The organism is Scytonema sp. PRP1 (assembly GCF_036697665.2).
In the GTDB taxonomy this organism is placed as follows: domain Bacteria; phylum Cyanobacteriota; class Cyanobacteriia; order Cyanobacteriales; family Nostocaceae; genus Kalymmatonema; species Kalymmatonema gypsitolerans.
The window spans coordinates 1-22,076 of record NZ_JBAHYJ020000028.1 but is presented as its reverse complement, the minus strand read 5'-3'; the positions used below and the strand labels follow the sequence as shown (position 1 = coordinate 22,076).

At 43.5% G+C, this 22,076-nt stretch carries 19 protein-coding genes; 11 read left to right on the top strand and 8 right to left on the bottom strand.

What is annotated here, in order from left to right:
- Positions 1 to 130: 130 nt before the first annotated feature.
- From V5G28_RS04965 to V5G28_RS04950, 4 genes are all read left to right on the top strand, one after another.
- Complete coding sequence (locus V5G28_RS04965; protein WP_332990050.1) at positions 131 to 511, top strand: hypothetical protein; 381 nt, start codon at positions 131 to 133, stop codon at positions 509 to 511.
- 217 nt (positions 512 to 728) lie between these two features.
- The gene (locus V5G28_RS04960) at positions 729 to 956 is read left to right on the top strand and encodes a hypothetical protein (protein WP_332990048.1); all 228 of its coding nucleotides are present in this window, start codon (positions 729 to 731) and stop codon (positions 954 to 956) included.
- A 93-nt stretch (positions 957 to 1,049) separates the two neighbouring features.
- Positions 1,050 to 1,328, top strand: a complete 279-nt coding sequence (locus V5G28_RS04955) for a hypothetical protein (protein WP_332990046.1) — start codon at positions 1,050 to 1,052, stop codon at positions 1,326 to 1,328.
- A gap of 361 nt (positions 1,329 to 1,689) precedes the next feature.
- Positions 1,690 to 3,123: a hypothetical protein gene (locus V5G28_RS04950; RefSeq protein ID WP_332990044.1), complete on the top strand. Its 1,434-nt coding sequence runs from the start codon at positions 1,690 to 1,692 to the stop codon at positions 3,121 to 3,123.
- Positions 3,124 to 3,197: 74 nt separating this feature from the next.
- Here V5G28_RS04950 and V5G28_RS04945 read toward each other — a convergent pair whose 3' ends face one another.
- The gene (locus V5G28_RS04945; RefSeq protein ID WP_332990041.1) at positions 3,198 to 5,303 is read right to left on the bottom strand and encodes an NAD(P)/FAD-dependent oxidoreductase; all 2,106 of its coding nucleotides are present in this window, start codon (positions 5,301 to 5,303) and stop codon (positions 3,198 to 3,200) included.
- 160 nt (positions 5,304 to 5,463) lie between these two features.
- On the opposite strand from V5G28_RS04945, the gene V5G28_RS04940 reads away from it, so the two are divergent.
- Positions 5,464 to 5,697 (top strand): hypothetical protein, encoded by a 234-nt coding sequence (locus tag V5G28_RS04940; RefSeq protein WP_073633312.1) that lies wholly within the window; start codon positions 5,464 to 5,466, stop codon positions 5,695 to 5,697.
- A 236-nt stretch (positions 5,698 to 5,933) separates the two neighbouring features.
- Here the strand turns inward: V5G28_RS04940 and cimA are convergent, their stop codons facing one another.
- Complete coding sequence (cimA, locus tag V5G28_RS04935) at positions 5,934 to 7,610, bottom strand: citramalate synthase (RefSeq protein WP_332990039.1); 1,677 nt, start codon at positions 7,608 to 7,610, stop codon at positions 5,934 to 5,936.
- Positions 7,611 to 7,977: 367 nt separating this feature from the next.
- Between cimA and V5G28_RS04930 the strand changes: the two genes are divergently transcribed.
- From V5G28_RS04930 to psb34, 4 genes are all read left to right on the top strand, one after another.
- The gene (locus tag V5G28_RS04930) at positions 7,978 to 8,316 is read left to right on the top strand and encodes a 2Fe-2S iron-sulfur cluster-binding protein (protein WP_096565430.1); all 339 of its coding nucleotides are present in this window, start codon (positions 7,978 to 7,980) and stop codon (positions 8,314 to 8,316) included.
- Positions 8,317 to 8,333: 17 nt separating this feature from the next.
- Positions 8,334 to 8,726 (top strand): hypothetical protein, encoded by a 393-nt coding sequence (locus V5G28_RS04925; protein ID WP_096565432.1) that lies wholly within the window; start codon positions 8,334 to 8,336, stop codon positions 8,724 to 8,726.
- Between the two features lie 213 nt (positions 8,727 to 8,939).
- Positions 8,940 to 10,943 (top strand): glycine oxidase ThiO, encoded by a 2,004-nt coding sequence (gene thiO / locus V5G28_RS04920; protein ID WP_332990033.1) that lies wholly within the window; start codon positions 8,940 to 8,942, stop codon positions 10,941 to 10,943.
- 253 nt (positions 10,944 to 11,196) lie between these two features.
- Positions 11,197 to 11,376 (top strand): photosystem II assembly protein Psb34, encoded by a 180-nt coding sequence (gene psb34, locus V5G28_RS04915; protein WP_096565436.1) that lies wholly within the window; start codon positions 11,197 to 11,199, stop codon positions 11,374 to 11,376.
- Positions 11,377 to 11,563: 187 nt separating this feature from the next.
- Here psb34 and V5G28_RS04910 read toward each other — a convergent pair whose 3' ends face one another.
- Positions 11,564 to 11,944, bottom strand: coding sequence for a hypothetical protein (locus V5G28_RS04910; RefSeq protein ID WP_332990027.1), 381 nt, complete (start codon positions 11,942 to 11,944; stop codon positions 11,564 to 11,566).
- Here V5G28_RS04910 and V5G28_RS04905 point away from each other — a divergent pair.
- Positions 11,943 to 14,096, top strand: a complete 2,154-nt coding sequence (locus V5G28_RS04905; protein ID WP_332990025.1) for a tetratricopeptide repeat protein — start codon at positions 11,943 to 11,945, stop codon at positions 14,094 to 14,096. The genes V5G28_RS04910 and V5G28_RS04905 overlap by 2 nt on opposite strands.
- Before the next feature lie 373 nt (positions 14,097 to 14,469).
- Here the strand turns inward: V5G28_RS04905 and V5G28_RS04900 are convergent, their stop codons facing one another.
- From V5G28_RS04900 to V5G28_RS04890, 3 genes are all read right to left on the bottom strand, one after another.
- Positions 14,470 to 15,387 carry a hypothetical protein gene (locus V5G28_RS04900; protein WP_332990022.1) on the bottom strand — a complete coding sequence of 306 codons (918 nt, stop codon included), beginning with the start codon at positions 15,385 to 15,387 and terminating at the stop codon, positions 14,470 to 14,472.
- A 40-nt stretch (positions 15,388 to 15,427) separates the two neighbouring features.
- Entirely contained in the window at positions 15,428 to 16,198 is a 771-nt protein-coding gene (locus V5G28_RS04895; RefSeq protein ID WP_332990020.1) for an RES domain-containing protein, read from the bottom strand.
- Positions 16,199 to 16,720: 522 nt separating this feature from the next.
- A complete protein-coding gene (locus V5G28_RS04890; RefSeq protein ID WP_332990018.1) occupies positions 16,721 to 17,338 on the bottom strand; it encodes a hypothetical protein in 618 nt (205 codons plus the stop codon).
- A 212-nt stretch (positions 17,339 to 17,550) separates the two neighbouring features.
- On the opposite strand from V5G28_RS04890, the gene V5G28_RS04885 reads away from it, so the two are divergent.
- The gene (locus V5G28_RS04885) at positions 17,551 to 19,323 is read left to right on the top strand and encodes an NACHT domain-containing protein (protein WP_336229797.1); all 1,773 of its coding nucleotides are present in this window, start codon (positions 17,551 to 17,553) and stop codon (positions 19,321 to 19,323) included.
- On the opposite strand, the gene V5G28_RS04880 is transcribed toward V5G28_RS04885, so the two are convergent.
- Positions 19,306 to 20,178 carry an NAD(P)-dependent oxidoreductase gene (locus tag V5G28_RS04880; protein ID WP_332990013.1) on the bottom strand — a complete coding sequence of 291 codons (873 nt, stop codon included), beginning with the start codon at positions 20,176 to 20,178 and terminating at the stop codon, positions 19,306 to 19,308. The genes V5G28_RS04885 and V5G28_RS04880 overlap by 18 nt on opposite strands.
- A gap of 533 nt (positions 20,179 to 20,711) precedes the next feature.
- Positions 20,712 to 21,935, bottom strand: a complete 1,224-nt coding sequence (locus V5G28_RS04875; protein ID WP_332990011.1) for a class I SAM-dependent methyltransferase — start codon at positions 21,933 to 21,935, stop codon at positions 20,712 to 20,714.
- Positions 21,936 to 22,076 lie beyond the last annotated feature (141 nt).

The window sequence follows — 22,076 nt, the reverse complement described above, 5'->3', positions numbered from 1 at the left end:
AATGAGATTATCAAAGTAGTTGACAAGTTGAATCCAAAAAAAGTATAAAGAATGGTAGACAACGGTTTACTACATTGGGTGTGAACGAGTAGAGAACAACTGAACTACTAGCACTGAGGTGCCCAAGGCTATGCTGTTACCAGATTCTCCTAGCCCTGCTGAAGCATTGTTTGCGTCTATCGAGGAAAGTATTCGCGTTTGCCATAATTTTAAGGATGGGACAATAGAAGTAAGCATCAGAAAAATAAGTCCTGAAGAATTGGAACTGCGTGTATTTTCGTTCCAAGGCTGCTTCCGCTGCCCTAATGAAGAGCTCAAAAGCTATCTAGAGCAGTTTCCCCCGGATAGACAAAGCCAATTGTTTATCTATCGTGAGCGTTTCCGAGTTGGGTTAATAAATATTTTGTCAAAGGGGTTTGGCTCACTCCAATTGGACTTTTCAAAATCTAAGAAAGGAAAAACAGCGCCCGTGTTTGGTGCAATGGTGACTGAGTTGTTGGATGTAGATTGAGTTTTGCAAGCTTATTGGCAATTATCTAGTTTCAGGTCATGAAGAAGCAGTGGAAAAACTGTTCTCATCCTGAGGCGGGCAAGTTAGATCTTTGAATATTTTCTAGCCCACGAGAGTCTGGAACAAGCTACGACAGGGCTGAGCGGTGAAAATCACTGCTTCAGCCTTGTTTTTTTATTGATTTTTACTCAAACATAGAATTGCAAGGAATGAGCTTATGATGACAAAACAGGATAGTCGTTTAATGAGACTCGTGTCTCGGCTCCTCAAATATTTTTTGCTGATGCTGTTTGGTTTTGCGATCGCCTACGTCTTGTCAGTCAGTTTTGGTGTATCGCATATTGCCGCAGGACTGTTCTTTATAGTACGAGAATTGTTTTGGCGCTTGGGTATTTTTCTATTTTGTTTGACGGCAATAGCGATGATTCTTGAGTCTTTTCGTTAGAACATCAAAAGATTTTGCGAATCTGTCTAGCTTTATATTGCCTTGGGCTGGCTCTCACCCAGCCTAAGGTTGTCTTTACAAGGAGATTCAATTATGCCAAATAACAAAAACAGCCAACCAGGGAAAGAAATACTTTCCCCTGTTCTCGTCATCTTAGTTGCTGGATCGCTCTCTTTGGCGATTGTGGATAAAGACAACCGCCCTGCTTACTTCGACATTGTGAAGATTGCAATCGCCTGTTCCTTTGGCTCCACAAAATCGCCGCCAGAAAATAGGCGAAATACCAATACTCCAGAAGATTTAGATAACTCAGATACTCAGAACAGTTCTACTAACCGAGAAAAGTCTAGCCCTACTAAAGATGAGTCCTGATACCACATCTACACCTAATGGTAATATCCTTATAGACTCATAGATACTGCCTGCATTACATATCTTATCAAAGTCATCGTTGTATTTTTTCAATGAAAACTGCTACAACTGTTTAGCACAGAGAAACAGGGTGAGACCATTCAACGGCATATGTTGCTTGATCAAAAACGGGAGTATTTTTTTATTCTGTATTTTTTTGCAAGCAGCACTGAGGAAAAGGTATAACTAGCTCATGTTTAGTGACTTAATGACACAAGAAGCTAAACTTGCCTTCGATAGTCTGTTTTAATGAGACAGCATTTATATGTCATGCTATCGCAGTCTCTGCTTTGTAATTTAAGGCTGGTGGGTGAAGAGAGTGATGAATCAAACTGACACCCCAAACAATGGGGATTTTGTTGAACCCCTAACAAATACCTATTCCCTGCAACCCGAGCAGGTGAGTTGTCCATTCTACTCAGTTAACAATAGTGGAAGCACTGCTGTTGCTAACCAGCCACTACTGGCACCAACAGAAAACAACGAGTGCGAAAGCGAAATTGCATCAGAACAGGATGCACTGGAGCAAGACTGGGTTGCAGAACCGAACAGCGAAAAACAACAAGTCATAGACGCTGAATTCCTCAAATTGCTGGAGTTGAATGAAGAATTACGTTCTGCCAATAATGAGTTGTATGACAAAGTAGAGGAGCTAAAAGCTACCTTAACTGAACAGGAGATGGCTTTGCAGTGGCAGAAAAAGCGCTCAAGTGTTGCAGAGTCGATGCTTAACCAACAAACTCAGGAATTTACTGCAGCTCAAGAGCAAGTAAATTCCTTATTTCAACAGTTGGAAACTGCTGTGCAAACGGTTCAGCGTCAGGAAAGTTTGATTGAAAATTACAAAGCGCAGCTAGAAATTAGCCAACAACGCCTTGCTCAATTAGAGCGGGAATGTACGCTGATGACATCCACCTGCAACGAACAGTCTCACCAGCTATTGCAATCAGAAAACTCTTGTCGAGAGCTACGGACAAGGCTGATGCGACAACAACGCCAGACTCTACAATTTAAAGCAGCTTTGGAAAAGTGTCTGGAGACACCAGTTCCTGGCTACGATTTGCTTGATAATAATCATATAGGCAGCAGTCAAACAAGACCATCTAAGCACTCTAGCTTTTTGTTTTGCCAAGCGCAACCGATTCGACCTTGGTCAGTTCAAGCAGAACCTGAATCTTTTACCGATAGTGTAGATAATCCTTACGGGGAAACGACCGCATCACCCCCATACCAATGGGATCATTCTATACCCAATCCATCGTCTACTTGGGACACGACAGATTCAGAAGAAACATTTACACAAACGCAACCAGTTGACACACCAGAACCAGAAATTGAAACAGTTTCATCGTTGGGTTCAGCAAGCTTAGAAGACCAATTGGATGGTGTGATCCAAATGTTTTTCGTTGCCAACCCTGTGTCCACATCTGCACAACCTGCTGCTGAAAAAGATGTAGCCAGTACCTCGGCGTCTGAAGCTATTTGGGAAACTTCTGTAATACCCCAGGTTTCAGAACCAGAAACTGCTCAAACATCACTAAGTATTGATTCTCCACAGGAAACTGAGGACTATTGGATAGAAGTATCGCAATTGTCATCTGTGGAATTGTCAAAGAATACTGACTCTCAAGAGCCGACCAACCACGATACCAACTCCAACTCCCCCTCCCCAGTGGTTTACCCGCAGCGTCCACCCAAGCGGCGAAAATCTTTGGCTGCTGTGGAGCTACCAAATTTTAGACCAAAGAGTCATTAGTCATTAGTCATTTCATTAGTCATTAGTCATTAGTCATTAGTCATTAGTTAAGAATTTTGACTAATGAGAAAGAACTAAATGGCTTTTGGCTTCTGAAGTGTCGTTTCCGATGTAACTTGGGCTACTGAATTTTGGGGACGTGCAATGCCTGTGGTGAGAGCATAGCTAATTGCTAATAGCCGTAACCACAATGCGGGATATCGAGGTTCCAGCCAAGGACCAATTCGCCGAAGAAAGCGTGGGAACCATCCACTAAGCAAAGTGCGTAAAAGAGCATGGCGACTGAAGTCAAAATAGTTTCGAGTCCATCTGAGTAAATCTTTAGCACCTGCAAGTTCCCAAATCCACAGTAGCAATGCAGGATTGTTCCAAGCTGCTTTGAGCGCTAGCCGATTAAAGGTCAACCAATCGAATCTATCTTTAATGAAATTATCTGCCACCTCTAGAGGTTCATCTGCCAACAGCCCAAAAAAGTTGTTGAGCATAGAGTTGATTCGCTGGGGTGGTATAAATTTGCCAGTAGGAACCATCATTCCTTTGGAAAACATCCAAGTGACGGCAATATTATTTTGAAAAGCGCGAATTTGGTTCAAATGCCGGAAACTCAGCAAGTCATGTTTAAGGGCGGTATCTAAAAGAGTTGTCAAGCGTTCTAGGTTGCGAACCAAAGAACCAAAGCCAGTGAAAACTAAGGGAGACTGGAGTGATGCTGCATCGCCGATCGCTATCAAACGGTCAAAAGCAACAGTGCGATCGCGACTTCCCACACTAAAATGCCCCGGTATATATCCAAAAGTCGGCTTTTTCCACACCAGCTTATCGATATCGCAGCGGCGATACTCTGGCAAAATCGTGAAAAAGTCCTCGTACATCTCCAGCAAGGAACCGGGGTTTTTGGGATTCACTTGGTGGTAATGAAATAAATAAATTGTCAATTCTTCATCTGCGCCAGGAAACAACTCCCAAATCAACTGTCTTCCTCGTGAAATATCCCCATGACTGTAGAGAACATCGCCATACTGAGAATCCCATACTCCCGGTTCAAATCCCCGCTCAACCACTGCTCCCACAGTTGGGCAAACACTGTCGAAAGCACGACCGCCATTCAATTGCCATGCAATTGGTGAAGCGGTTCCCATCGCATCCACTACCAGTCGCCCACTCACTTGCTTCTGTATTTGACTGGTTAAAACCTTGACAGTAACAACAACTTGTGTATTATATACATCTACCTGCATGAACTCTGTCTGATCCCAAATTTCTCCACCTGCGGCTTGCAGCTTTTGCCCACACATTTGCAACCATTTTTCAGAATCTAAAGCCACATTGAGCACTGTAGGGGTGTGTAAAACAGGCGCTTTTAGGTTGCTGGGATTATTAGCATCAAAAAATTTATTAAATCCGTCTTTGTACTCCCGTGCAATAATCGATTCCACTTCTGCAGCCGTCACCAAACCCAAGTTGAGCAAACTTTGAATCTCATCACGGGAAATATTCCATTCTCGGTTCATTCGCCCAAAAGGCAATCGTTCCAACAGCAGGACTCGATAGCCTAGTTTTGCCATGACTGCTGCATGGATAACTCCAAGCGCCCCGCCGATGTAGATGAGGTCGTATTGGGGATGCAGGGGAGAATTAGTATCTATGCTCTCCTCTGCTTGACTTGTATGGGAAAACACGACTTGACGCGGCTGTTGGGGATTGCGTACACCTTCGCGCCATCTTTGCTCCCACCAGTAGGCTCGCTTCAAGTCATATTCCCCGTTGGGCATTTTTTGAAAATATTTGACGGTTAGGGGGTAGTAGGGAGCAAGCGCCTCAAAAATTGATTGCTCAGACAATAAGAGCGTTGGAAGTTCAGGATATTCGTGGGGGAAGCGACTTCTCAAGCCAGTGGTGAGCTTTTTAAGAATTTGTTGCTCTTTGGGAAAGGGTTTATTTGCCCAACGGAACGCTTTCAAATACGTGGTTCGCTGCACTGACCAGATGAAGACAGAAAGTTCAACCGGTAGCTTTTCCGAAATCGTCCCACTACTAGTTGTAGTATCAGAAACTCTCAAGCGAAAGCCTTGCGGGGTAAGTACTTTTTCCCCAATTCCTGGTTCAAAGTCAGTATGTAGCCAGTTGCATACAGCGGTTGTCTCGGGAGTAGGGATTTCTAGGTAAAGAATCTCTTGCATTTTTTTCTAAAATCTCCGATAAATCTATAAATTAAGACCGATTTAACAAAGGAATAAAGTATGGTAAACTCCGCCCTATCGGTTGAATGAAAATTCAGTAAAGAAATATTAAGAGTTTCTCACATTTATTGTTCATTCTTTGTTTCTGTAAACGCACGCCATGAATTATCCCATTCCAGACAGTCCACAAGAAATCGTTGCCTTAAGACAAGAGCCGATTGATGAAGAACTGGTTGCTGCTGCGATCGCTGGTGTCATCAAAATTGTTCGTTCTCAGGGTCAATCCTTAGAAGAGTTAACCGCCCAGTTGCTAGCTGACGATAGCCTGCTAGACCTACAACAAAGACGCTGGCTCAGCCAACTCGTTGCTCAAGCATGGGAAAGTTTCTCGTAAGAGAAGCTAGTCGTGAACTGTGAGCAGTGAGCGCTAAGTGGTTATTAAACAACTAACAACCACAACTAACATACAGTGAATTCTTCAACCAAATTGCCAATCACCTTCGTGGTGTGGGAGTTTCAATAAATTGTCTGGGATTGGCAATTGCACTTTTGAAAGAACTCAGAACTCACGTTAAATCAAAGGAGACGTTGAGAATTCTCCGCAGCGATCGTGCGCGACTTGGCGGATTTTCAACTGGAAGTACTCAAAGCCGCTTCAGCTTGAGAGTGCAACAGAAGACCATATTCTAAACCTTCTACCACTGCTTGATAAGACGCCTCCAAAATATTGGTGGAAACACCAACCGTTGTCCAGCGTTGATGACCGTTACCCGACTCTACCAAAACCCGGGTTTTCGCTCTTGTCCCCGTGTGTCCGTTAAGAATCCGGACTTTATAATCTGTCAACTCAAACTCAGCCATTTGGGGATAGAAATTTATCAAAGCCTTGCGTAAAGCCGCATCCAAAGCGGCAACAGGTCCGTTTCCTTCGGCAGCTTCTAGAATATCCTTACCGTTGACAGCGACTTTTACAGTGGCAAGGGCGTTAGAAGTTTCTTTGCCCTCAACCAAGTCACAATGGACTTGGAAACCTTTAATTTGAAAGAAAACCTGGCGACTGCCTAAAGCTTCGCGCATCAACAGCTCAAAACTTGCCTCCGCCGCCTCAAATTGAAATCCTTCGCTTTCTAAAACTTTCAGACGTTGCAGGATTTCCCCTGTTGTGGGGTTATTTTTATCGAGATCAATACCAAAAGTGCGTGCCTTGGCTAAAACATTACTCATGCCAGACTGTTCAGAAATGACAATACGGCGACGGTTTCCGACTTGTTCCGGTTGCATATGTTCGTAAGTCATGGGATTGCGTTCCACCGCCGATACATGAAGACCACCTTTGTGAGCAAAAGCCGAACGTCCGACAAAGGGAGCATGTTCGTCAGGAGCAAGATTTACGACTTCGCTCACGAAGCGGCTCGTTTCTGTCAGTTGAGATAATCGGTTATCTTCAATACACTTGTAACCCAGCTTGAGTTGTAAGTTGGGAATCAACGAACAGAGATTGGCATTGCCGCAGCGTTCACCATACCCATTAATGGTACCTTGAACCATCTTCACTCCAGCCATGACACCAGCTAAGGCGTTGGCAACTGCCGTATCTGAATCGTTATGAGTGTGAATTCCTATCTGAGGGATTGGTGATTGGCGATTAGGGATTGGCGATTGGGAAGAGGCTTCCCCAGTCACCAGTCCCAAATCCCCAATCACCTTTACGACTTCTGTGACAATTTGAGTAATTTCGTGAGGTAAAACGCCGCCATTAGTGTCGCAAAGAACTATCCATTCAGCACCAGCAGAGATTGCCGTCTGTAATGTCTGTAAAGCATAATCTGGATTTCGCTTGTAGCCATCAAACCAGTGTTCTGCATCGTATATAATGCGACGCCCTTGAGAGCGAAGATACTCAATCGTATCCTGTATCATCGCCAAATTTTCTGCAAGAGTTGTCCTGAGTCCTTCAGTGACGTGTAAATCCCAAGACTTTCCAACAATTGTCACCCAACGCGTACCAGCAGCAAGAATTGCTGCCAACATAGGATCATCTGCTGCTGTTTTTTGAGGGCGTCGGGTATAGCAAAAGGCGACAATCTCTGCTTGAGTCAGCGGTTCTTCTTGGAGATGCCAGAAAAATTGTACATCCTTAGGATTTGCTCCAGGCCAACCACCTTCTATGAAAGGAATTCCAAGTTGATCCAACCTGCGGGCAATGCGTAACTTATCTTCTATTGACACCGATAACCCTTCGCGTTGAGTGCCATCCCGTAGCGTCGTGTCATAGATCCAAAGTTGGGGTGAGGAATTTGCAGTCATAAGATACGAACTCTTGGAGACAAATTCTAAGGCAATGTGTAAGTACAGTTAAGGATAGGGCAAGAAGAAAGTACTACAGGATACTTGTTTAGGTCTTAAAAAAAGATTTTACCGTTCCTTAGGCTCACTCAATAAGAGTGCTGAGCCGGATAAAGGAAACAAAAAGCAGAATATAGAATGCAGTTGGGATTTCTAAGTTCCTAGAATAGCGACTTCTCAGTTGTTCCCCCCTACAAAAATCTATTGAGTGCAAGATGTCTACTTTTTTCAGGTCTAAGGTTAGCTATTGTTATATAGTGTTTCGGTATTTTTCTATATTGAAATGGATTGTTACAATACAACAACAAGCTAACGAGCGTGTTCACGAATGCCCAAGGTACAAGCTCAAGGTAAAACAATTGAGTGCGTTCGCGGAGCCAATCTGCGGCAAATATTGCTGCAAAATGGTGTTGACCTCTACAATAGCGGTGCTAAGGTTATAAACTGTCGGGGAATTGGCAGCTGTGGAACTTGTGCAGTTCTTGTAGAAGGCAAAGTATCACAGCCAAATTGGCGCGACAAAGCGCGGCGGTCACTACCTCCCCATTCTCCTACAACAGACCTACGTTTAGCCTGCCAAACCAAAGTTTTGGGCGATGTGAAGGTTACAAAATATGATGGGTTTTGGGGACAAGGTTCTCAAATAGTTTGGACATCAGAAGTTTAAGACGGAGAAATAACGATATGGGTAGATGGACACCACTTATTCTTATGGCTGGCGGCTTAGCAATTTTGCTTGGTACATTGCTGGGTATTAGCTTTCCAATGGACGGACGAAATAATACGGCTCAAGCACCAGCACCAGAATCAGCACCAAGGGGCAAAGAATCAAAAGTTCTGCCAGCTAATATCAATGTTAATAGCACTGCCGCTGGTAATGGTTCCGCAAACGACCAAAGAAATAACGTTGCCCAGACTAATCAAAACAGCAACACTAACAATGACCAAGTTCAAGACGACACAAGCGGTGGTAACAACAATCAACCAGGCAATCAATCACCAGGCAATCAATCACCAGGCAATCAATCACCTAATGAAACAAATCAGAATACCGAACCAGTTCGAGCCTTGTGGTAATCACTCATGAATTACAAGTTATAAGTTATAAGTTACAAGTTATGAGTTATGAGTTATGAGTGACGAGTTGTTAGTCCAAAGTCTATAGCTCAAAGTCCATAGTCCAAAGTTCAAAATTTTATCACTAATGGCTGTTGACTAATGACAAAGATGTAGAGACGCGCCATGGCGCGTCTCTACAATGACTAATAACTAACTAATGACTAATGACTAATGACTAGTGACGTTTTAATTATTGGTGGCGGCGTCATCAGCTTGGCGATCGCCATTGAATTAAAATTACGCGGTGCGAAGGTGACAGTGGTCTGCCGCGAATTTCATGCAGCTGCTACTCATGCTGCTGCTGGGATGTTGGCACCTGGTGCCGAAAGAATCCCAGAACAGGCAATGCAAGAGTTGTGCACACGCTCTCTGTATTTATACCCCGACTGGACGCGCAAGCTCGAAGAATTCAGCAGTATCAACACTGGTTACTGGTCCTGCGGTATCCTGGCTCCAGTTTATAACCAGAGCAGGGGAGATGTGGAGCAGGGGAGCAAGGGAGAATTGAAATCTACGCCCTCCTCCTCTGCTAGCGAAGCTTCCCCTGCCTACTGGCTAGAAAAGGAAGTCATTCATCAATATCAGCCAGGATTGGGAGAAGAAGTTGTTGGAGGTTGGTGGTATCCTGAAGACGCACAAGTAGACAATAGGGCATTAGCACAAGCACTGTTGGCAACTGCTAAGTCGCTTGGCGTTGAACTTAAAGAAGGTATTGCAGTCGAAGGAATTCAACAGCAGCAACGGCAAGTTGTTGGTGTACAAACGAGTGCTGGAGTCCTTCGCGCCCAACACTATGTTTTGGCAGCAGGTGCTTGGTCAAACGCATTGTTTCCGCTGGGTGTGCGCCCTGTAAAAGGTCAAATGCTCAGCGTGAGAGTACCGGAATTGGTGCTGGATCTACCTTTGACACGGGTTTTGTTTGGGGAAGATATTTACATCGTCCCAAGGCGCGACAGACGAATTATTATTGGTGCCACCGTTGAGGATGTCGGCTTCACCCCCCACAACACGCCAGCAGGAATTCAAACCTTACTACAAAGAGCCATTCGTCTATTTCCTCAAATACAGCACTATCCTATTCAGGAATTTTGGTGGGGTTTTCGCCCTGCAACCCCAGATGAATTACCTATTCTTGGCACCAGCCCTTGTGAGAATTTAACCTTGGCGACAGGTCATTACCGCAATGGTATTCTTCTGGCACCTGTAACAGGAGCATTGCTTGCCGATTTGATTCTTGAGCAAAACTCCAACCCTTTATTATCTCATTTCCACTACTCGCGCTTCCACACCAAGTCATCTACTACCTCAATGCTTACTTACCCCACACTCAAAACTCAGAAACCGGAACTCGCAGCTAGGAACTCAGAACTCAGCACTTTAGAAGACTCACCACTCCAAATTGCGGGAAAAACTTTCCAATCTCGCTTGATGACAGGAACTGGAAAGTATCGCAGCATTGAGGAAATGCAGCAAAGCGTTGTGAACAGTGGTTGTCAAATTGTCACTGTTGCAGTGCGGCGAGTACAAACCAATGCCCCCGGACACGAAGGTTTAGCGGAAGCATTAGATTGGACAAAAATCTGGATGTTGCCCAATACCGCTGGTTGCCAAACTGCAGAAGAGGCGATTCGCGTCGCACGTCTGGGGCGGGAAATGGCAAAACTTTTAGGACAGGAAGATAACAACTTCGTGAAATTAGAAGTGATTCCTGACCTGAAGTATCTGCTACCAGACCCCATTGGTACTTTACAAGCAGCAGAACAACTGGTGAAAGAAGGTTTTGCTGTGTTGCCCTACATTAATGCTGACCCCATGCTAGCGAAGCGGTTAGAAGAAGTTGGCTGTGCGACAGTTATGCCTTTGGCAGCACCGATTGGTTCTGGACAAGGATTGAAAACAACTGCAAATATTCAAATCATCATCGAAAATGCCAATGTACCAGTGGTGGTAGATGCAGGCATTGGAGCGCCCTCTGAAGCAGCACAAGCAATGGAAATGGGCGCGGATGCCTTGTTGATTAATAGCGCGATCGCCCTCGCACAAAACGCCCCAGCAATGGCTCATGCCATGAATTTGGCAACAGTTGCCGGTCGTCTGGCGTACCTTGCCGGCAGAATGCCCATCAAAACCTCTGCTATTGCTAGTTCTCCTCTAACTGGAACAATTACAAGTTAGTCAACAATCAAGAGTTAATCGTTCATAGTCGCTCTTGAGTGTTGACCAAGAAAGAACTCAGGATTCCACAAGACAAGCCAGACCGAGAGACTCGGCGACGCACACAGGGAATTTGTCACCGCGTCACCGTGTCCTCTTCTGTTCTGCATTCTGTGTTCTTCTGTGCTAATGTAACGATTTGTCTCCTACTTCTAAGAGCAAATATAGCGTTTCTGTAACATTAAATAAATCAATGGGATAAGGAATTGTACTCATGCCCTATACAACAGAAGAAGGCGGTCGTCTGAATAACTTTGCTCGTGAACCCAAAGTTTACACAGCAGAACCGCCTACCGACCGTCAAAAGCAAAATTATATTATCCTGGGAATTACTGCGGCGATTTTGGTTGGTGGCTTGATTTTTGTTGCTTTTTCTGTATCGAATGTAAGTTAATAGAAAATTGTTTTAGAAATTGGAAATTTAATTTTTGCGCTTTTTCAGGCTCCTAGTACCGCTCGTTTGAAATTCTCGCATTCACGCATTTAAAATGCTTACATCATAAGCTTTTCGCTTCCGCGTGAATAGTAGCTTTATTTCCGCCCCCGCTGTACTAGTCTTATTAGAGCCTGGTTTTTATTTTTTAACAACATTTAACAACAAAGAACTCATACGATTGAGTAGGAACAACCATAAGTGAGTTCTCTACGACTGGGTGGCGAGTAGCGGGGTAAACACCACACCACGCATTGAAAATTGGGTAGTCTTCTTTCTTATCCTGCGGGTTAGCAATCCAGAGCCGTAAGTACATTCTGATTTCTGAGTTGTATGTTCTGCGTTCTTGTTCAAAATATTTTGTTGTTAGAGTATAATTTATAGTTTTGTTGTTTAAAACTTTAAAGAATCGATTTATCCTGAGCAAAGCAACAATGACTTGAAAATCGTAGTCATGGTCAGATTTACAGGCTGCCTGCATGCACCCCAAGAGGGTATATCCACTAGGTTTTGGCTCTTTAGCCGCCATGAGCGTAAATGAAACTACACACTCGGATAATTTTGCTTGGAATCGGCAAGTGTATCACCGCCTAAAACTTGCCCTTAGTCTCGGTTTACGACGACAAATCTTTTTGGCGGTGTGTGATGATTTAAACCTGAGAAATCAGGTTGCAGCACGTTTGCATTCAACTTTGGCTTATCCTGTTGGGCAAGTGCTATATCAGCCATCAAATGCACAAGAAGCCAGCACACCAGCATACCCGCGACTAGTAACGTTGCGGCTGAATTTAAGCGACCCTAATCCCATAGCTCAGATAAATCAGTGGTTGTCTAATTATCCACCACCTATTGTTGGTACATCAAAAGACACTCCAGGGCGATCGCTACCAATACCAGCATTTCAAATTGTCGGCGTTGAACAGCTTACTAGACAACCAGTAGCAATACAACGGTTATTTTTGCACTATCTGCGTTTAACTGAGCAACAACTGTCTAAGTTTGAATCCAGCTTGCTGTTGTGGGTACCACGTCCTTGGTTGCATGCTATCCAGCAATCAGCACCACAGTTTTGGCGTTACCGTACAGGTGTTTTTGTCTTTGCTGGAGAACCCACACCGACAACTCAAAATAAAAGCTCTCCAGAACGTTTATCCAGTTCTAGAAATTTAGAGTTGGGCAATGTTGAGCAATCAATTCTAGAAGAATCAGCGATTGCAGATGATTTTGAGTTTCCGAAACACACATTAGCCAATCGCGGACACAAAGGACAGCAAGTCCCTCCATCAAGTTCAGAAAACTTAATAAACAAACCTCTTGAAGAGGAACTCACTGAGCAAGCAAGCGCCAGCGATACTCCATCACAAGAGCGCATATCTCACATTAGCAAAGAGTTAACAGAGCTAGTCCTAGCAACGATTCACACGACAGCTGATGAAGACGATGAACAGAACTTGCAAGTGCGGCACATTCTAGAGGAGATAGAAGAATTACACGCGCAACAAGCTTCCGGTGTCGATCTGGCGATCGCTTATCATCGCTTAGGAAACTTATATCGTTTGCGTATTGAGCATGGACAGTCAACTCTAGAAAATTTAATGGTGGCAATTCTTGCCTATCAAGAATCAATCACCCATGATGACAATTTACCCCAAGTGCCAGATACCTTGAATGACTTGGGTACATTGTACTGGATGCTTTACCGCACACCACCCAATTCTGAGGAAGGACAAGCTTACATAGAGCAGGGAATTGAGTTTTATCATCTGGCTTTGAAGCTCATTTCAGCCGAAAGCCACCCGGAAACCTACGCTCGTGTACAAAATAATCTGGGAACAGCATACGGTGATTTAGCTCGTTTTGCTAATCCTGCGGAAAACTGGCAGCAAGCGGTTATAGCTTACAGTGAAGCGCTACAATTCCGTACAGCGGAGATGGAACCATTAAAGTATGCTGCTTGCCAGAATAATTTAGGGACAGCTTATTGGCATTTAGCACAATACAATCAACCAGTTGAGCATCTTAAGAAAGCGATCGCAGCTTACAAATTAGCGCTTGGTTATTACAGCCCTGAAGAAGAACCGCTCAAGTATGGCATGATTCAAAACAATATCGGCACGGCATATTGGAATATTGCACAGTACGAACAGCCACCAGAAAATCTGCACCTAGCTATTGATGCTTACCAGGAAGCCCTGAAATATAGGACTCCTGCGAATGTTCCTCCCGCCTGCGCCGCCACCCAAAATAATCTTGGAACTGCTTATTGGCACTTAGCAAATCAAGCACAAAGTTCCAAGGAGGAGCGGCAAAAGTTGTTAGAACAGTGCATTACTGCATACGAAGAAGCGCTTGGGCTTGCTCATTCACTCAGTGGTATGCCTTTGAGTTTTGATGTGTTTGCCACTCACAATAATCTAGGATTAGCTCATTTTCAGTTAGCAACAGACCAGTATTTCGATGTTGATAAAGCAACTCGTTCTAAACATTTAGAAGCAGCATTAGAGAATCATTTGCAAGCCTTAAATGGATTGAGCAAGCAACCCGAGGCTTACCAAACAACTTTTGCTTATGTGGTAAAAACGATTCGCGCTTTCCACAATGAATTAGGCATACAGGGACAAAACCTGGCTTTGTCTAAAGTTCCTGGTCAGTTATTACCAGAAATTCTACCAAAATTGTAAGTTTTGTTAGTAGCTCATAGGGTGGGCATTGCTACCCAAATGTCGGAACAGATCGTAGCTCGTAGGGTGGGCATTGCCTAGCAAAATCTGAAAATATCTTATGGACAATAAGAGCAATGCCCACCTTACTCTGATTCACCAAATAGCATGTCAGTAAAATCTGGGATTTGGCGCATTGGGTGATATTGAGAATTTTGGTGGGCAATGCCTCTGTAAGTTTATAGGTACAAAATACACATACTGGGAGGCATTGCCCACCCTAATTTCTGGAGTTTGGATGTAGCGATCGCCCTTGATTTAGGTGTCATTAGCACATCATGACTTACAACTAGTTCAACTTTATAAAACTTCAAAATGCTGCAAGTCACATTTATTAATTAAGCGCTGATAAGAGGCGATCGCTCAATATCCAACGATTAGAATCACGCTTAATCCAACGCTTTTCTTCTTCATTAAAATTACGCTGTGCAATGAGTGCTGCCTGCAAGTCTTTCTTCTGCTCAGTATCGAGTTTGGACACCATCTTCAATGCTGCTCTCAATGCAATTGTTTGCTCAAACGCCGTTTCTGAATAACTAATTAAATGTAAAACCAAATCAAAATAAATCGGATCTCCAGACCACTCCGCAACAGAAAGTCCGAGCAATCGTTTCCCTTGGTCGCTCGATTGCAGAAGGTCTTTCACTTCTTGTACAGTATATTTGACTTCTGGAGCTAAAGCACGCATCCGTCCAGCGACTGATTCCATCTCAAATGTTCGCTGTACTCCAGAAGGCATTGTCATTCTTAGTTCCTTGTAGCGATCAGCTAAACGCTCTATTTCCTGGCGTCCTTTTGATACAGGAATCCGTGATGCATAGACTTTCTGCCATTGTTGGCGAATTTGACGCATTTCTTGCTGCTGTTGCGGTGGAGCAGCATCTTCGGCTAGCTTCGTCTGCTCGATGAGAAATCCCAATGAATCACTGGTCAATGACTCTAGCATAGTCTTCATCCCTGAGCTACCAATTTCTCCCGCAGGCGTCTTCAGCGCTCCCCCACTCAATGCAAAAATTTTAAGTATAGATGGGAACCAAATCAGTGATAGGAAAACCGCTGTTGTATTTGTAACTCTAAATTTAAATGATGATTCTTTGCCCCAGCTAATTTCACAAGTACTAATAAGGATAAGAATAATACTAATAATTAACCATTTTTTAGGAACTTGGAAGATGCGTTGCAGTAGCCAATCTACTGCTTCCCTGGAAATTATGCTTTTACTAGCCTCAGGATTATCGGATTTGTTATCCATACTCTTACTTGTGTGTCTCGGTCTTTGCAGAGCACCCGAATTACCAATAACGCTCCACCTCAAGATTATTTTCCTCTGCGGCTTTTAGAATCGGGCCCCGGAATAATTCATGTTTCAGGGGAAAAATATTTTCAGGTGGACAGGCGAGTAGATGTTTAGCACGCTCATAAATGGCGATCGCCTCTTCATCATTATGAGCATTGCGGTAAATAATCCCTTCAATTTCTGGGTATATTTCTTTTTGTTCATAAAAGTAGCGCGACCAAGCTTGACTTAAACCACGTTTCTCTGTTTTCGCTAAAGTTGCGTCATTAGCACCAGCCCGCATTGCACCAGAACCGCGTACATCCAATAATTTTAAGTGACTTATGGTCGTGATTAAAGCAATCTGGTGGTCAGTAATTTCTATACAGCCTGTGTCACCAAAAACTTCCACTAGACAGCTCGAAAGTAGATGCACAGGCGCAACGTAGTATATACCACGTAGTGGGTCATTGCATGGTTTTCGATTCAGTGGCTTATAGCAGCCAGAATCAACTAATTGTTCTAGTGAAATGAGTCTGTCCTCCCCTGCAGAGGACTCCTGAGCGCAAACAACAGCAGAATCATCATTTTCTTGTATTAAATTAACACAGGGACACTCCCCCAAATGATGGTCAAAGCGATGAAGCGGACCCCAAAAACGAAAGGTAAGAGCAGCAGTATTATATTCGGGACTGAAAATTCTTAAAAGTTCCGTACCCTTCTTTAAAATATGGAATTTTGGTTTTGCCTTACTAAAGCCAGGAGGTGGGAGTATTATATTTACCACCTTTTTCACTCCTATTATGGTTGACTGACAAATTAGGATATTGAACGTCCCATAACCCTTGAGACGTTGCAAAACCTGGAACTCCAAGCTTTGTTAACTGGAAGATTCACAAGCTATCCATGTCATTCCGGAAATTCTGTGTGTAGTTATGGAAAATTTTTCAGTATAATTTAGGTAATTTTTTTGTAGCCAATCAGTTTCCCTAGTAGTCTTATCATTAATAATTTTGATTGCCTTGTAGTGAGCGCTTTAGCGCTCTCAAAGTTGAGGACTAAAGTCCTCACTAGAAATCAATACGGTTCAGTTAAGGTTTATGTGTAAAAAATCACCTGTGTAGAGACGCGCCATGGCGCGTCTCTACATTCTGATAACGGTTGTGGTCTTATCTGAACGGTATTGCACTAGAAATTACGCAATTTTTGTGTTTTTTTTACTAAGTATAAAGACTGAAAAAACCCGGTTGTGGCGAACAACCGGGTTTTTGAGTCTAGTACAATTTGATAAATTAACTCTGACACATTGCTATAACACTCCGACACACCGTGCTTCAGCAATGACCTCATCTTTTTGACCGCCTTTCAAAGCTTCTACAGGTGTAAGCCTATTTAAAGCTTTGTTTGGTCGAGTGAGCCAGCTGATTTTCGACATAGCAGGAACATTAAGGACTTTTAAGACATCTGGTAATCCAGCAATCACGCCATCTGGTCCTTGAGGATCGAATTGCCAAGTGGGAAATTTCCAAACTCCATTGTCTTGAACTGCAACTAAGCTGTTCTTTTTCAAACGATCATGGGGTGTCTGACGCGTTGTATTAAGCATTTGGGCTACTTGCGATGCACTTAACGAATCCCTGAGTAACTCTTGTCTCCACTTAAAATTCTTAGCCAGGGCAGTAAACTCTAATCTACCTCGCTCTTGATTACTGATTTTATTTGCGCCGAGCTTGGCGGCAAAGTCACTTTCTGCTTTGGAATACTTTGAAGTTTTACAAGTTGTGTGCAGTTGTTCGGCTAAGTTTTCAATTTCATCAGGGTGTAGTGAATTCAGATAATCCTGAAATCCCCTTGCTATTGTTAAGAGCGCTTGTTGCATCACGTCTTTTTCACAAGGAGCATCTATTGTTACATTAATCGTACTCATAATTTCACCTCGATTGACATTCTCACAATTTGCCATGCTATAAACTCAAGTCATGTAAGAGATGTCAAGTAACTACAACTCCAGTATTGTATGTTCCTGAATGAGTTAAGGTCAGAGTAATGATTGACTTGTGCATGAATTATGTATGACTTATATTTTTTTTATTGGTATAATAGCTCATATCACCATCAAAATATTTATTATGGAGTATAATGAGCAGGCGATCGCTTCAGGCATCTCCTGAAGGAATGAAAAAAGCACAGGCTGCCCTGATCCGTAATTCATTAACGCAACAGGCGTTGGCAGAGGAACTGAGTATTAGCCGTCAGCCAGTTAGCAAGTTTTTCCAAGGCAAAGCAGTTGACCGCTACATTTTTGTCACAATCTGCGAAAAGTTAGGACTGGAATGGGATGAGATTGCGAGTGTCTCCTCACTCCCAGCAGATGATGCAGCAAGTACTTCCCAGATAGAAAGTCTTGTAAAAACTGTACGAGAAAAAAATCATAACAGTATTGCAACGCGTTGTGGTATAATGCGACTGCTAGATCAAGAGCAGCCGATTAGGTTGGATGCCATTTACACTCATGTCAACGTTTTGGAGCGAGTGACTGGACGCAGGCGGCTTTCCATTGCTCAATTGCATGATTGTTGTCAGCAGCAGTTTGAGCGTTTTGACTTCAGCAACATTTACCAAAAACGGCTGACAGGACTCGAAGCAGTAGAACGCTACGACAAGCTGATGATTTGGGGAAAACCAGGTTCCGGCAAAACCACGTTTTTGAAATGGCTAGCAATTGGGTGTAACTTGGGTGAATTTCGAGGCGATGCTGTCCCAATTTTCATCACTCTCAAGGAATTTGCTGAGGCTAGCGGACAACCAAGCTTGTTGGGCTACATCACAGCACAATTTGAGGAATGTGGAGTTGTTGAACCCCAAGCAGTTCAAACACTGCTGAGTCAAGGGCGAGCAATAATTTTACTCGATGGCTTGGATGAAGTCAGACAAGCCGACCTTCACCGAGTGTTGCAGGAAATTCGCGCTGTTGCAACGCGGTTTTCTGCCAATTCTATAGTGATAACCTGTCGGATCGCAGCACAGGAATATACTTTTGAACAGTTCACCGAAGTGGAAGTTGCTGATTTTGATGACCAACAAATTGCTAGCTTTGCCGCAAAATGCTTTCAGGGTGAAGGTTCGGTAAAAGCACAACACTTTGTGCAGAAGCTGCAAGAACATCAGCCGCTCAAAGAACTCGCAACTAATCCCTTACTGCTGACCCTTTTGTGTCTGGTGTTTGAGGAAACAGACTTTGCAGCGAATCGTTGTCAGCTTTATGAAGAAGGACTGGATTTATTACTGAGAAAATGGGATGCTAAACGCGGTATTAAGCGAAATCAGGTTTACAAACAATCCCGGCAGGATAAAGAAGACTTGCTAAGCCAAATTGCTTGGACTACCTTTGAACGTGGCGAGTATTTTTTCAAGCAATTCGCCATTGAGCCACGGATTTTCCATCATATCCATACATTCCCTGAGGGTAGCACCTTTTTAGAAACACTTCAAGTTGACAGCGAAGATATTTTGAAGTCCATTGAAGCTCAGCATGGTTTACTGGTTGAGCGGGCAAGGGGTATTTACTCCTTTTCCCATATCACTTTTCAAGAATACTTTGTTGCCAAAAAAATTGTTGCTAGTCCACCTCATCAAGCTCAAGAAGCTTTGCAAAACCTTGTCCGCCATATGGCTGAGAAACGCTGGCGAGAAGTCTTTTTGCTAGCAGTGGAAATGTTGCCAAACGCAGACGATTTATTGCAGTTGATGAAACGCCAACTCGACACTCTCGCAAGCGATGAAAAGCAGTATGAGGAGGCTAAAAAGTTGCTCAATGATTGCCTCAACAGTGATTGTTACGTCACTCACCAAGTGCGATTGATTGAGGACGCTTTGCTACTGCCAAAGACAGGCTCAAGCGCCGTCAGTTGATGAATTAATCGCAGAAAATATTGATGAGTAATCCGCATCAGACAATGACATTTTCATTGCCGTGTCTATAATGTCGCGCACACCCTCAACCCCACTGAGATTTAAACTTGTAGATTTTGCCTCATCGATAAACAAATCTATATCTTTCATCAAGTGTTTTGTCGAAAAGTTGGGATTAGCATAATTGCTATCAAGCATCCGCTGCAACTTTTTGTCGAAAGTCGGTGCGTAAAGCGCACTCTGGCGCAGAATGTACATGAACAGATCTACGCTGACACCTTGACGCTGGGCAAAACCAACACTCAGGGCAAAAGCTGTTGTCATGGAAGCAATCAGTTGGTTTAACGCCAGTTTCAGCGCCGCCGCAGTTCCTACAGGACCTACAAGTAGAGGTTCTGGACTAAAATGTTGGAATAATTCTAGGTGGCGTTGATATTGTTCTTGGTGTGCGCCTACCATCACAATGAGTTTGCCATCTTTGACTTCTGGAGTGCTACCCAAAACAGGTGCTTCTATATACTCGCCACCAGCAGCAACCACTGCATCTCTGATTTCTTTACTTTCTGTGGGAGTAATTGTCCCCATTTGAATAATGCTGCGTCCGGCGACAGATTGCCAAGCTCTATCCGAAAGCAAAACACTATATATCGCTGCGGCGTTACTTAGCATGAGAATAGTACACTCAGCAGCATTAATTGCTTGGTAAGGGTGCGTGACGACTTCCGCACCAGCTGCTTTGAGTGGTTCTAATTTTTCTGGGGTGCGGTTATAAGCAATAACTTCTACATTTGCCTCTAACAATTTTTGCGCCATTGGCAGTCCCATCAATCCAGTCCCCAGAAATGCCACCTTCATTTTTCACCTTCCCTTGGGTTTGCTCTAGCTTTTCAATTGTTTGATTTTCATTCTTTAAAAGTAAGCACCGAGAGAAGAAACAAGATTAAGAAGAACACAGAACACAGAACGCAGAACACACCTTCGTCCCCACAGACTCTATCCGGAGGATTTAAGAAAGAATTTTTCTTGTCAGCCTAATTAAAATTAGGGACTTGTAACCTCTACTCAGAACCCAGTTGTACACCATTGTAAGGATATCAACCTGTGTTTCTAAAAAATTGCTGAGTTCTGACAACTGTGTTCTGAGTTCTTTTTTGGTCATTTTCTTTCTTGATTCTTCTCTCTTCACTCTTCATTCTTTCCCTAACCCCCAGCCGCAAAAGTCACCATAATCAGCACCGAAAGTAGAATTCCCGGAACCAGTAGCACTACTAACATGAAAAGGTCATGAGGAGTCATAATTATTACCCTTTTGAAATTATTATTTCCAATGTAATCACTGCTATGGTAGATCAACAATCACTCACACACTGTTAATAGCGCTTTATTTTTTAGATTTTTATTTGTTCTGGCACGCTGAGTCCTTTCAACGGTTGTGCAGCCTCTTGAGTTGTCAGTCCTTTGCCCTGAACTAAGACACCAAACCCACCCAGTCCCAAAGGATCTAAAAGCTGATGTAGCATATCCCGGCGGCGCAGCAACTGCGAGATAGGTTGTTGTGTATAAGATAAGCCGGCGATTCGTTCTCCCAAGCCCAAAGCCATCAAAAACAATGCTTGCTCGGTAAAACCAACTTTATCTAATCCACACCGCTCACCCCATCGTTCCAAAGCGGTAAAATCAACATGAGCCGTGATATCTTGTTGCCCTATATTAATATATGGGTCATTATGACGTTGATGGTGATAGTAACACTGTAGCGTACCTTGCGATCGCCTGGGATTGTAGTAACGGTTAGCAGGGTAACCATAATCAATAGTTAACAGGTATCCACGCTGCAATCGGTCTGCCACCATACTCAACCAATCCAAAGCAGCTAAGTTAATTTCGCTACGATAATTATCTGGAAAATCACTAATATTTATTCCTACAAAATCAAAATATTCTACAAGCTTGGATGTGGAGGGCGTACCTGGGATTTCTACAAATGATACTAGAGGAATGGGAGGAGTGATTACTTTTTCATCTCCCTTATCTGGCTCATCTGCCTCACCTTCCAGCGTTGTGACATAAATTTCCCACAGTTTCCCTTGTTGTAGAACAAACTGATGCACAGGCATTGCATCTACCAACTCGTTAGAAAAAAAGCAGCCAGTGATAGAGTGACTTGGTATCTCTTCTAAATCACACCAGCGCACAGAAAATTCTTGCAAGCGTTGCTGTTGTTCTTGCCTTAAAACTGGAGACTTTTCTACAATGACGTAATCTACAGCATTGAAAAAATCCGGGTACTGCTGCTGGATGTACTTCAACATATCTAAAGCCAAAAGTCCTTGACCTGCGCCCATTTCTACCAAAGAAAACGGCACAGGTCGCTCTAAAATCTCCCACATTTGAGCAAATTGCACCGCCAGCAATTCACCAAAGTCAGCGCCAAGGTGAATAGAAGTAAAAAAATCTCCCTGCTTTCCCAGGTTCACCGCCTTTGTGGAATAGTAACCAAATTCAGGGTGATATAGCGCCATGTCCATGAATTCGGCGAAAGTTATTCGCTTTTGGGGACTGCTAGCAATATGTTGTGCGATCGCTTGACACAAAGCCGGATTAGAATTCATAGCACTATGGACTCAGTTACATAAACCCCAGGTAGGGGCACAGCAATGCTGTGCCCCTACAACTAACCAGTGTTCTATACAGCAGAACACTGAGATTATCATTCCCAGGCAAGCCGCTTGGGAACGCAATTGTGTTATCTA

Excerpts from the sequence above, each read along its gene's own strand:
- V5G28_RS04965 (WP_332990050.1), top strand. The coding sequence starts at position 131 with ATGCTGTTACCAGATTCTCCTAGCCCTGCTGAAGCATTGTTTGCGTCT.
- V5G28_RS04960 (WP_332990048.1), top strand. The coding sequence starts at position 729 with ATGATGACAAAACAGGATAGTCGTTTAATGAGACTCGTGTCTCGGCTC.
- V5G28_RS04955 (WP_332990046.1), top strand. The coding sequence starts at position 1,050 with ATGCCAAATAACAAAAACAGCCAACCAGGGAAAGAAATACTTTCCCCT.
- V5G28_RS04950 (WP_332990044.1), top strand. The coding sequence starts at position 1,690 with ATGAATCAAACTGACACCCCAAACAATGGGGATTTTGTTGAACCCCTA.
- V5G28_RS04945 (WP_332990041.1), bottom strand. The coding sequence starts at position 5,303 with ATGCAAGAGATTCTTTACCTAGAAATCCCTACTCCCGAGACAACCGCT.
- V5G28_RS04940 (WP_073633312.1), top strand. The coding sequence starts at position 5,464 with ATGAATTATCCCATTCCAGACAGTCCACAAGAAATCGTTGCCTTAAGA.
- cimA (WP_332990039.1), bottom strand. The coding sequence starts at position 7,610 with ATGACTGCAAATTCCTCACCCCAACTTTGGATCTATGACACGACGCTA.
- V5G28_RS04930 (WP_096565430.1), top strand. The coding sequence starts at position 7,978 with ATGCCCAAGGTACAAGCTCAAGGTAAAACAATTGAGTGCGTTCGCGGA.
- V5G28_RS04925 (WP_096565432.1), top strand. The coding sequence starts at position 8,334 with ATGGGTAGATGGACACCACTTATTCTTATGGCTGGCGGCTTAGCAATT.
- thiO (WP_332990033.1), top strand. The coding sequence starts at position 8,940 with ATGACTAGTGACGTTTTAATTATTGGTGGCGGCGTCATCAGCTTGGCG.
- psb34 (WP_096565436.1), top strand. The coding sequence starts at position 11,197 with ATGCCCTATACAACAGAAGAAGGCGGTCGTCTGAATAACTTTGCTCGT.
- V5G28_RS04905 (WP_332990025.1), top strand. The coding sequence starts at position 11,943 with ATGAGCGTAAATGAAACTACACACTCGGATAATTTTGCTTGGAATCGG.
- V5G28_RS04910 (WP_332990027.1), bottom strand. The coding sequence starts at position 11,944 with ATGGCGGCTAAAGAGCCAAAACCTAGTGGATATACCCTCTTGGGGTGC.
- V5G28_RS04900 (WP_332990022.1), bottom strand. The coding sequence starts at position 15,387 with ATGGATAACAAATCCGATAATCCTGAGGCTAGTAAAAGCATAATTTCC.
- V5G28_RS04890 (WP_332990018.1), bottom strand. The coding sequence starts at position 17,338 with ATGAGTACGATTAATGTAACAATAGATGCTCCTTGTGAAAAAGACGTG.
- V5G28_RS04885 (WP_336229797.1), top strand. The coding sequence starts at position 17,551 with ATGAGCAGGCGATCGCTTCAGGCATCTCCTGAAGGAATGAAAAAAGCA.
- V5G28_RS04880 (WP_332990013.1), bottom strand. The coding sequence starts at position 20,178 with ATGAAGGTGGCATTTCTGGGGACTGGATTGATGGGACTGCCAATGGCG.
- V5G28_RS04875 (WP_332990011.1), bottom strand. The coding sequence starts at position 21,935 with ATGAATTCTAATCCGGCTTTGTGTCAAGCGATCGCACAACATATTGCT.